This is a genomic window from Streptomyces sp. NPDC093260, assembly GCF_040683715.1.
Classification (GTDB): domain Bacteria; phylum Actinomycetota; class Actinomycetes; order Streptomycetales; family Streptomycetaceae; genus Streptomyces; species Streptomyces sennicomposti.
On the sequence record NZ_JBFBEK010000024.1, the window covers coordinates 107,168 to 117,668 of the forward strand.

The 10,501-nt window shown below is 73.5% G+C and carries 12 protein-coding genes; 10 read left to right on the top strand and 2 right to left on the bottom strand.

What is annotated here, in order from left to right; all coding sequences use genetic code 11:
- The first annotated feature begins 6 nt into the window (after positions 1-6).
- The 6 genes from AB0N63_RS26790 to AB0N63_RS26815 all read left to right on the top strand — a co-directional run bounded on the left by AB0N63_RS26790 (position 7) and on the right by AB0N63_RS26815 (position 6,263).
- Positions 7-318, top strand: coding sequence for an urease subunit beta (locus AB0N63_RS26790; protein ID WP_365532451.1), 312 nt, complete (start codon positions 7-9; stop codon positions 316-318).
- Positions 311-2,032, top strand: coding sequence for an urease subunit alpha (locus AB0N63_RS26795; protein ID WP_365532453.1), 1,722 nt, complete (start codon positions 311-313; stop codon positions 2,030-2,032). The genes AB0N63_RS26790 and AB0N63_RS26795 overlap by 8 nt, the downstream gene beginning before the upstream one ends.
- An 11-nt stretch (positions 2,033-2,043) precedes the next feature.
- Complete coding sequence (locus AB0N63_RS26800) at positions 2,044-2,718, top strand: urease accessory UreF family protein (protein WP_365532456.1); 675 nt, start codon at positions 2,044-2,046, stop codon at positions 2,716-2,718.
- Positions 2,719-2,899: 181 nt separating this feature from the next.
- Complete coding sequence (gene ureG, locus AB0N63_RS26805; protein WP_365532458.1) at positions 2,900-3,583, top strand: urease accessory protein UreG; 684 nt, start codon at positions 2,900-2,902, stop codon at positions 3,581-3,583.
- Positions 3,580-4,545 (top strand): urease accessory protein UreD, encoded by a 966-nt coding sequence (locus AB0N63_RS26810; protein ID WP_365532460.1) that lies wholly within the window; start codon positions 3,580-3,582, stop codon positions 4,543-4,545. Before ureG ends, AB0N63_RS26810 begins: the two co-directional genes overlap by 4 nt.
- Positions 4,546-4,664: 119 nt before the next feature.
- The gene (locus AB0N63_RS26815) at positions 4,665-6,263 is read left to right on the top strand and encodes an alpha/beta hydrolase (RefSeq protein WP_365532462.1); all 1,599 of its coding nucleotides are present in this window, start codon (positions 4,665-4,667) and stop codon (positions 6,261-6,263) included.
- A gap of 157 nt (positions 6,264-6,420) precedes the next feature.
- Here the strand turns inward: AB0N63_RS26815 and AB0N63_RS26820 are convergent, their stop codons facing one another.
- Complete coding sequence (locus tag AB0N63_RS26820; protein WP_365532465.1) at positions 6,421-7,158, bottom strand: lysophospholipid acyltransferase family protein; 738 nt, start codon at positions 7,156-7,158, stop codon at positions 6,421-6,423.
- A 161-nt stretch (positions 7,159-7,319) separates the two neighbouring features.
- Here AB0N63_RS26820 and AB0N63_RS26825 point away from each other — a divergent pair, with 161 nt between their 5' ends.
- From AB0N63_RS26825 to AB0N63_RS26840, 4 genes are all read left to right on the top strand, one after another.
- On the top strand, positions 7,320-7,949 hold the full coding sequence (locus AB0N63_RS26825) for a DedA family protein (protein WP_365532467.1): 630 nt from the start codon (positions 7,320-7,322) through the stop codon (positions 7,947-7,949).
- Between the two features lie 98 nt (positions 7,950-8,047).
- Positions 8,048-8,503, top strand: coding sequence for a DUF6153 family protein (locus tag AB0N63_RS26830; protein WP_365532469.1), 456 nt, complete (start codon positions 8,048-8,050; stop codon positions 8,501-8,503).
- A gap of 106 nt (positions 8,504-8,609) precedes the next feature.
- A complete protein-coding gene (locus AB0N63_RS26835; RefSeq protein ID WP_365532471.1) occupies positions 8,610-9,320 on the top strand; it encodes a DUF305 domain-containing protein in 711 nt (236 codons plus the stop codon).
- Between the two features lie 176 nt (positions 9,321-9,496).
- Positions 9,497-9,994 carry a DUF4396 domain-containing protein gene (locus AB0N63_RS26840; protein WP_365532473.1) on the top strand — a complete coding sequence of 166 codons (498 nt, stop codon included), beginning with the start codon at positions 9,497-9,499 and terminating at the stop codon, positions 9,992-9,994.
- 62 nt (positions 9,995-10,056) lie between these two features.
- Here AB0N63_RS26840 and AB0N63_RS26845 read toward each other — a convergent pair whose 3' ends face one another.
- Entirely contained in the window at positions 10,057-10,371 is a 315-nt protein-coding gene (locus AB0N63_RS26845; protein WP_365532475.1) for a hypothetical protein, read from the bottom strand.
- Between the last annotated feature and the right edge of the window lie 130 nt (positions 10,372-10,501).

Genomic DNA, 10,501 nt, shown 5'->3' on the forward strand with positions numbered 1-10,501 from the left:
AGAGCAGTGATTCCCGGAGAGATCCTGTTCGCCGACGGCCCGATCGTCTGCAACGAGGGCCGCGAGATCACCAGGCTGACCGTGCTGAACGCCGCCGACCGCCCGGTCCAGGTCGGCTCGCACTACCACTTCGCCGAAGCCAACCCCGGCCTGGAGTTCGACCGCGCCGCGGCGCGCGGCAAGCGGCTGGACATCGCCGCCGGGACCGCCGTGCGCTTCGAGCCCGGCATCCCCGTCGAGGTCGCCCTCGTGCCGATCGCCGGCGCCCGTATCGTGCCCGGACTGCGCGGCGAGACCGGAGGGGCCCTCGATGCCTGAGATCTCGCGCCCCGCCTACGCCGACCTGTTCGGCCCCACCACCGGCGACCGCATCCGGCTCGCCGACACCGACCTGATCGTCGAGATCGAGGAGGACCGCAGCGGCGGCCCCGGGCTCGCCGGCGACGAGGCCGTCTTCGGCGGCGGCAAGGTCGTCCGCGAGTCCATGGGCCAGTCGCGCGTCACCCGCGCGGAGGGCGCCCCCGACACCGTGATCACCGGCGCGGTCGTCATCGACCACTGGGGGATCGTCAAGGCCGACGTCGGCATCCGCGACGGCCGGATCACCGGCATCGGCAAGGCGGGCAACCCCGACACCATGGACGGCGTCCACCCGGACCTGATCCTCGGCCCGGAGACCGAGATCATCGCGGGCAACGGCCGCATCCTCACCGCCGGCGCCATCGACGCCCACGTCCACTTCATCTGCCCCCAGATCGCCGACGAGGCGCGCGCCTCCGGCGTCACCACCCTCGTGGGCGGCGGCACCGGACCGGCCGAGGGCTCCAAGGCGACCACCGTCACCCCCGGCCCCTGGCACCTGGCCCGGACACTGGAGGCGCTGGAGGCGTACCCGCTCAACATCGGTCTGCTCGGCAAGGGCAACACCGTCTCGCACGAGGCGATGCTGTCCCAGATCCGCGGCGGCGCCCTGGGCCTGAAGCTGCACGAGGACTGGGGCTGCACGCCCGCGGTCATCGACGCCTCGCTCACCGTCGCCGACCGGACCGGCGTCCAGGTCGCCATCCACACCGACACCCTCAACGAGGCCGGTTTCGTGGGCGACACGCTGGCCGCGATCGCCGGCCGCGGCATCCACAGCTACCACACCGAGGGTGCGGGCGGCGGGCACGCACCGGACATCATGACCGTGGTCTCCGAGCCCAACGTGCTGCCGAGTTCCACCAACCCGACCCGCCCCTTTACCGTCAACACCGCCGAGGAACACCTCGACATGCTGATGGTGTGCCACCACCTCAACCCGGCGGTGCCCGAGGACCTGGCGTTCGCCGAGTCGCGGATCCGGCCCTCCACCATCGGCGCCGAGGACGTGCTGCACGACCTGGGCGCGATCTCGATCATCTCCTCCGACTCGCAGGCCATGGGCCGGGTCGGCGAGGTGATCCTGCGGACCTGGCAGACCGCGCACGTCATGAAGCGGAGGCGCGGCGCGCTGCCGGGCGACGGGCGCGCCGACAACCACCGGGTGCGGCGCTATGTCGCCAAGTACACGATCAATCCGGCCGTCGCCCAGGGTCTGGACCGCGAGATCGGCTCCGTGCGGACCGGCAAGCTCGCCGACCTGGTGCTGTGGGAGCCCGCGTTCTTCGGGGTCAAGCCGCTCCTCGTCATCAAGGGCGGCCAGATCGCGTACGCGCAGATGGGCGACGCCAACGCCTCGATCCCGACCCCGCAGCCGGTTCTGCCACGCCCGATGTACGGGGCGGTCGGCCGGGCGCCGGCGGCCAACTCGGTCAACTTCGTGGCCCCGCTGGCGATCGAGGACGGGCTGCCGGACCGGCTGGGCCTCGGCAAGCGGTTCGCCGCCATCGCCTCGACACGTGCGGTGACCAAGGCGGACATGCGCGAGAACGACGCGCGGCCCGATGTCGCCATCGACCCCGACAGCTTCGCCGTGCGCGTCGACGGCGAGCTGATCGAGTCCGTGCCGGCCGCCGAACTGCCCATGGCCCAGCGTTACTTCCTCTTCTGAGGGCGGCGCCGATGTCAAGGGCAGCACTTCTCGTCCTGGCCGACGGCCGCTTCCCCGCCGGCGGGCACGCGCACTCCGGCGGGGCCGAGGCGGCGGTCAGGGCCGGGCGGATCACCGGTGTGCCGGACCTCGCGGACTTCTGCCGGGGGCGGTTGCACACGGCGGGGCTGGTCGCGGCCGCCCTCGCCGGCGCCGCGGCCCTCGGCCGCGACCCGGTGGAACTGGATGCGGCGGCCGACGCGCGGACGCCGTCGCCCGCGCTGCGGCTGGCCGCCCGCAAGCTGGGACGGCAGCTGGTGCGAGCTGCCCGGGCGACCTGGCCCGCGCCCGAACTCGACGCGCTGGCAAGGGAGTTCCCCAAGGGCGCCCATCAGCCGGTGGTGCTCGGGCTCACGGCGCGGGCCGCCGGGCTCGGGCCCGAGGAGGCGGCGTACTGCGCGGCGTACGAGTGCGTAAGCGGGCCGGCCACGGCGACCGTACGCCTGCTCAGTCTGGACCCGTTCGACGCGACGGCCGTGCTGGCCCGGCTGGCACCCGAGTTGGACCAGGTCGTCGAGCGGGCGGTGGCGGCGGCCCGGCGGGTCGCCACCGAGGGAGCGGACGCGTTGCCCGCGTGCTCGGCGCCGCTGCTGGAGATCGCCGCGGAGGCGCACGCCGCCTGGCCGGTACGGCTGTTCGCGTCCTAGCGGGCGCGCGCTGCCTGGTCCTTTCCCACCCCCCAGGGACGTGCGCCCGCCGTCCCTCTCCCTTTCGACCCCGGGGCTGTGCCCCTTCGTATCCCGGAGCCCGGCCGCCGCCCGCCGTCCCGTCCGCCGACGGACCGGACAGGGCGCCTGGCCCGTCCGGGCCGACCACTGGAGCCGTGTCATGCACCTCGATCACTCCCACCCCGCCGCCCCCGCCGTGAGCGCCGACGCGCACCGGCCCGACGGCACCCGCCGGGCCGTCCGGATCGGTCTCGGCGGGCCCGTCGGGTCCGGGAAGACCGCGACCGTCGCCGCCCTGTGCCGGGCGCTGCGCGACGAACTCTCGCTCGCCGTCGTCACCAACGACATCTACACGCGCGAGGACGCCGAGTTCCTGCTGCGCGAGGCGGTGCTGCCGCCCGAGCGGATCACCGCCGTGGAGACGGGCGCCTGCCCGCACACGGCGATCCGGGACGACATCTCCGCCAACCTGGAGGCGGTCGAGGACCTGGAGGACGCGGTCGGGCCGCTGGACCTGATCCTCCTGGAGTCCGGCGGGGACAACCTGACCGCGACCTTCTCCAAGGGGCTCGTGGACGCGCAGATCTTCGTGATCGACGTGGCCGGCGGCGACGACATCCCGCGCAAGGGCGGCCCCGGCGTCACCACCGCCGATCTGCTCGTCGTCAACAAGACCGACCTCGCGCCGTACGTCGGCTCCGACCTGGCGCGGATGGCCGCCGACGCCAAGGCCGCCCGCGGTGAACTGCCCGTCGTGTACCAGTCGTTGCGCGGCGAGACCGGGGTCGCGGAGGTCGCCGGCTGGGTGCGGCAGCGGCACGCGGCGTGGACGGCACAGGCATGACGACCGCCGCGAGCCCCCAGGCCGCCGCGAGCCCCCAGGCCGCGGCGGCACCGGTCACTGGGACCGCCACGGCCCCGGCCACGACGCCGGCCCCGGAGGCGGTGAGCGCCGGGCAGGCGGCCACCACGACCGCCGTGCGGGTGGCACCCGCACCCGCCGCCCCCCAGCCGGCCACCTCCGCGGGAGTACGCGCCACCGCGCGCATCGTCGCCCGCCACGACGGCCGGGGCGGCACCGTCCTGCCCGTGCTGGCGGGCGAGGGGCCGCTCGCGCCGCGCCGCACCCGGGGGAGCGGCGCGGAGGCGCGCGTCCTGCTGGTCGGCGCGATGAGCGGCCCCCTCGGCGGCGACCGTCTCACCGTGGAAGCGCGCGTGGAGGCCGCGGCGCGGCTGCGGATCGGATCGGCGGCGGCCACCATCGCCCTGCCGGGCCAGGCGCCGGGCCCGGCCCGCTACGACGTCCGGCTGACCGTCGCCGACGGCGGCGACCTGCACTGGCTGCCGGAGCAGTTGATCTCCGCTCACGGTAGCGACCTGTACGTCACCACACGCGCCGACCTGGCTCCGACCGCACGTCTCGTCCTGCGCGAGGAGCAGGTGCTGGGCCGCGCCGCCGAGCAACCCGGCAGACTCACCAGCCGTCTCGCCGTCCGGATCGGCGGACGGACCGTACTGGACCAGGAGCTGGCCTGCGGGCCGGGCGCCCCGGGCGGCTGGGACGGACCCGCGGTGTTGGCGGGCCACCGCGCCGTCGGACAACTCGTCGTCGTCCGGCCCGAGTTCGCCCGCCTCCCGGTGACGGCACGCGTCCTGGGCGAGGGCGCCGCCCTGGTCCCGCTGGCCGGACCGGCCGCTCTGGTCAGCGCGGTCGCCCCCGACGCGCTGCGGCTGCGCCGCCTGCTGGACGAGGCGCTGACCGAACTGGACGGGTCCTTCGCCGGGCCGCCGGAGGATCCCCGCTGAGCGGAACACGCCGCGCGGTTATCGGATTGGCAAAGAAGGTCAACGAACTCTGTTCTCAGCCACCTCACAGCCGGAAGGATCCCCGTACCCATTCGTAACGATGTACGGGGAGGTCCCACTTGAGGGACATCAGACCGAAGAACCGGGTCCTGGCGCTCGGTTCGGCCGGCGCGCTCGTCACGGCGACCCTGATAGCGGGCGCCGTGGCGGCCCCCGCGGCCAGTGCGGACAGCCGCCACGGCCAGGACCGCGAGGCCCGCGGCGCCGCCGTCGCCGCGGACCGCGCCGCCAAGGCCGGCATCGACTGGCAGGACTGTCCAGCCGACTGGAAGCTCGCCAAGCCCATCCAGTGCGGCTACGTCTCGGTGCCGCTCGACTACGCCCACCCCTACGGCAAGCAGATCAAGCTCGCCGTCGACCGCATCGGCAACACCGGTACGAAGCAGGAACGCCAGGGCGCCCTCGTCTACAACCCGGGCGGTCCGGGTGGCTCGGGCCTGCGCTTCCCGACCCGCGTCACGGCCAAGAACCCCCTGTGGACCGACGTCTCCAAGGCCTACGACTTCGTCGGCTTCGACCCGCGCGGCGTCGGCCACTCCACGCCGATCTCCTGCATCGACCCGCAGGAGTTCGTCAGGGCGCCCAAGATGGACCCGGTGCCCGACTCCGAGGCCGACAAGCGCGCCCAGCGCAAGCTGGCCCGCGAGTACGCCGACGGCTGCCTGGAGCGCACCGGCAAGGCGATGCTCCAGCAGATGACGACCCCGAACACCGCCCGTGACCTGGACGTCATCCGGGCCGCGCTCGGCGAGAAGAAGATCAACTACCTCGGCGTCTCCTACGGCACCTACCTCGGCGCCGTCTACGGCACCCTGTTCCCGGGCCACGTCCGCCGGATGATCGTGGACAGCGTCGTCAACCCGGACCGCGACAACATCTGGTACGAGGCCAACCTCAACCAGGACATCGCCTTCGACGGCCGCTGGAAGGACTGGGAGGACTGGGTCGCCAAGAACGACGCCGCCTTCCACCTGGGCACCAGCCGCGACGCCGTCCAGGCCAAGTGGCTCCAGCTGCGCGCCGCCGCGAAGAAGAACCCGATCGGCGGCGTGGTCGGACCGGCCGAGCTGCTCTCCTTCTTCCAGAGCGCCCCGTACTACGACTCCTCGTGGGTCCCGGTCGCCACGGTGTTCAGCAAGTACTTCGCCGGCGACACGCAGGCACTCGTCGACGCCGCCGCCCCGGACATGTCCGACACCGCGGGCAACATCTCCTCGGAGAACGGCAACGCCGTCTACACGGCCGTCGAGTGCACCGACGCCAAGTGGCCCACCAGCTGGAACAAGTGGGACCGGGACAACACGCGGCTGAACGCGAAGTACCCGTTCATGACCTGGGCCAACGCCTGGATGAACCTGCCCTGCGCCACCTGGCCGGTCAAGCAGCGGACTCCGGTGGACGTCAGGACCGGCAAGGGCCTGCCGCCGGTGCTGATCGTGCAGTCCACGCGGGACGCGGCCACCCCCTACGAGGGCGCCGTCGAGCTGCACCAGCGCTTCAAGGGCTCGCGTCTGATCACCGAGAAGGACGCCGGCTCCCACGGCGTCACCGGTCTGGTCAACCCGTGCATCAACGAGCGGGTCGACGCCTACCTGCTCAGCGGCGAGGTGGACCGCAACGACGTGACCTGCACCCCGCACGCCACGCCGAAGCCGTAACGGCGCCCGCCGCGACGCGCGCCCCCGAGGGGCGGCCGGTGACTCAGGCCGCCCCTTCGCCGTACCCGGAGTACGAGCCGTACCCGGGCAGGAGCCGTGGCGTGTCACGTCCGGCGTACGAGCGGTGCCGCGCCGCACGAGCCGCACCGCGGCGGTGTCACCCCCGTGGGGACCGCGGGAGTCCGCGTCCCCGCTGAACCCTCCCCGCGGCCTCCCCGTCCGCCCGCTCGGCCTTGGCCACCGCCGCGTACCGGTCGACGTACTCCTGTCCCGACAGCGACAGGATCGCGTACATGATCTCGTCCGTGACGGCGCGCAGCACCGCCTTCTGCTCCGTCATCCCGGCGAACCGGGAGAAGTCCAGGGGCTCTCCGAAGCGGATCACGACCGGCCGGACGCGCGGCACGACCCGGCCCGGCGGCTGCGCCTCGAACGTGCCGATCATCGCGCACGGCACGACCGGCACCCCCGCCTCGATCGCCATCACCGCGACCCCGACCTTGCCCTTGTAGAGCCGTCCGTCGGGCGAGCGGGTGCCCTCGGGATAGATGCCGAGGAGTTCGCCCCGGCGCAGCACCCCGAGTCCCTCCCGGATCGCGGCCCGCCCCGCCTCCTTGCCGGACCGGTCGACCGGGATCTGCCCGGCGCTGCGGAAGAAGGCCGCGGTGAGCCTGCCCTTGAGACCGGGACCCGTGAAGTACTCCGCCTTCGCGAGGAAGGTGATGCGCCGTCTGAGGATCGCGGGCATCAGGAAGTGGTCCGAGAACGAGAGGTGGTTGCCCGCGACGATGGCCGGACCGGACGCCGGCACGTGCTCCAGTCCTTCGATCCGGGGCCGGAAGACGACCCGCAGCAGCGGCCCCAGCAGGACGTATTTGAGCAGGTAGTAGAACAAGAGGGTCGCTCCTCACTCGCGCGGGGTCCGCCCGACTGCCGCGTTCTCGCAGGTCAACCTCTGTGTTGCGGGGTGCAAGTGTAAGTGCGGGCGGGGGCGCGCGGAACCGGGCGCGCGGCGGCTGCCGGAACCCGCGCGCCCGGCGACGTACGGTGGTGACCATGGTCCCTCCGCTTCCGGGTCCGCTGGAGCACCTGGCACCGCTGCTCGCCCACTACGGCTACTGGGCCGTCGGTGGCGTCGTCTTCGTGGAGGACTTCGGCATCCCCGCGCCCGGCGAGACGATTCTGATCGCGGCGGGCGTGTACGCGGGGGCGGGCGAGCTGAACGTCGTGGCGGTGGGGCTGATCGCGTTCGCCGCCGCCGTGATCGGCGACAACATCGGCTATCTGATCGGTCACTTCGGGGGACGCGCGTTCGTGCACCGCTGGGGGAAGTACGTGTTCCTGACCCCGGAGCGGTTCGCGTCGGCCGAGCGGTTCTTCACCCGGCACGGCGGCAAGGTCGTCACCGTGGCCCGCTTCGTCGAGGGACTGCGCCAGGCCAACGGCATCATCGCCGGCACCACCGGGATGCACTGGCTGCGCTTCCTGGCCTTCAACGCGCTCGGCGCGGCGCTGTGGGTGGGCCTGTGGGTGACCCTCGCCTACTTCGCGGGCAGCAACATCGGCGCCGTCTACGACACCATCAGCCGGTACGAGGTGTACCTGCTCACCGGGCTCGGCGTCCTCGTCGCCGCGCTGGTGGCCCGGCGTCTGCTGCGACGGCGGCGCCGGAACCAGGAGTCCTGACCACCCGGAGCCACCGGGGGAGACCGGGACGTGTCACCAGGGGGCGCGCCGCGGGGGGTGTCCGAGGGACGGCGCGGCGCACTCCGTACGATGGTCCTGTGTCGTCCGGCGCCCGCATCCGCTCCGCGACGAGCCGCGCCGGACGGGCGCTGCTCGTACTGGCCGTGCTGGCCGGGGTGTTCGCGATGCACGCGCTGTCGCCCGCCGGGATGCCCGCATCCGGCGAACACGGCGCGATGACGGCCCTGGCCGCCTCCGGCCACGTCACCGCGCCCGTGCGGCACCCGGCCGACGTCGGCCGTGCGGTCGGGCACCGGGACGAGAGCTGCCGGCAGTCGTCCGGCGCGTCGGACTCCGGCGGCACGGCCATGACGCACGCCGGCGGCACCTGCGCGGCGGCCGGTACCTCCGCGTCGTATGCGCCGCCCGCGCCGCTGCCCGCGCCGGGCCTCACCGCCCCGGCGCCCGCCGCGGCCCGCACCGGCCCGGCGGCCGAACCGGCCGGCGGCCGGGCCCCGCCCGATCTGGCCGAACTCCAGCTCCTGCGGATCTAGAGCCGCCCGCACGGCGCCCCACCGGGGGCGGCGTGCTCCGGTCCCCTCTCATGATCCGTCGTTCCCGCGTGTCCGCGCGCGGGCCGTACAAGGAGCTTCCCCACTCATGGCCATCCGTCGTTCCCCGCTTCGCCGTTCCGTCCTCCGCCGCAGCGCCGCGCTGGCCGCGGCGACGACCGCCGCGCTCGTGCTGACCGCCTGCGGCGGCGGCGCCGACTCCGCGTCCCCGAGCCGGTCGGCCCACTCGGGTCACGGCGCGACCGCCGATGCCGCCACCCCCTCCACCGGGCGCACCGGCCACAACGCGCAGGACGTCACTTTCGCGCAGCAGATGATCCCGCACCACCGCCAGGCCGTCGCGATGGCGGACCTGGCGCCCACCCGGGCGAGGTCGCAGCAGGTCAAGGACCTCGCCGCGCAGATCAGGAAGGCCCAGGACCCGGAGATCGCCACCATGACCGGCTGGCTGCAGGCCTGGGGTGCGCGCGTCCCCGAGTCCGACGCCTCCGGGACGGCGGGCATGCCGGGCATGGACCACTCGGGTCATCCGGGCTCGGGCCACTCCGCCGCGTCGATGCCCGCGATGCCGGGCATGATGTCGGACGCCGACATGAGCGGGCTGGAGAAGATGTCCGGCGACGTCTTCGACCGGGCGTTCCTGCGGATGATGATCGACCACCACGAGGGCGCGCTCGACATGGCGCGCACCGAGCAGGCCAAGGGGGCCTACGGCCCGGCCACGGCACTGGCGAAGTCGATCGCCGCCTCGCAGTCGGCCGAGATCGCCGGGATGAGGAAGATGCTCGGCGAGCGGTAGCCCCGCCCCCTCTCGCTCCGTCCCCTTCCCGCCGCACCCTCCGGGGCCGTCGTACGACCGGGCTGCCCCGGAGGGGCTCCGCCGTCCCGCCGGAATGGCCCCGAAATACCCCCAGGGGGTATGTTGTTCCCGACCGGTGAGAACTCATCAGCAAGGGCGGCAAGGGGAGAGCGACGATGACACACCCGGCACACGATCACGGCGCGCACCACCACGAGGGACATCACCACGCCCCGGCGGGCGCCTCCTGGCGCACGGCGGCGCAGGCGACGCTGCACTGCCTGACCGGCTGTGCGATCGGCGAGGTGCTCGGCATGGTCGTCGGCACGGCCGCCGGACTGCACAACGCGGCCACGGTCGTCGTCTCCATCGCGCTGGCCTTCGTCTTCGGCTACGCGCTGACCATGCGCGGAGTGCTGCGTGCCGGCATTCCCCTGCGGCGGGCACTCAAGATCGCCCTCGCCGCCGACACGGTCTCCATCGCGGTGATGGAACTGATCGACAACACGGTGATGGTGGGCGTCCCGGGAGCGATGGACGCGGGTCTCGCCGACGCCCTGTTCTGGGTGTCGCTGGCGCTCTCCCTCGCCCTGGCCTTCGTGCTGACCACTCCGGTCAACCGGTGGATGATCGGCCGGGGCAAGGGCCACGCGGTGGTGCACGCGTACCACTGACCGAAAGGCGTCCCGCGGCCCCGGTGCCGGGAGGAGCCGGGGAAGTCCGGTCGGGCCGGGAGTCAGGGGTAGCGCCGGTCGTCCGGGCGCGTGGTGTCGTCCATCGCGCTCCGGCCGCCGCCCGTGCGGCCGTGGTTCCGTGCCACCTTGTGGCTGTGCCGGCGGTGGTTCGCGGTGCCCAGGAAGAGCAGCATCCCCAGACAGAAGATCAGGGCGAGGGCGAGTCCGGCGCTGAAGAGGGCGAGAGGGCTCATGGTGGCGATGTGGTTGCCGAGCACGGACACCGGGTAGCCGGGCCCGCCGGACATGTTGCCCGCGATGGCCAGAACGACGAACGCGGCGGTGGCCGCGAGGAGGAGCAGGCCGATGAGCAGCATGGAAGTTCATCTCCTCAGGAAGTGCCGTCTCACGGCCGGGTACCCGCATCCGGACAGGCGAACGGAACGTTCCCTTCCGGATGTCGGGTGCGGCGTCGGGGGCGCCCCGGGCGCCCCCGCGGCGGCCCCG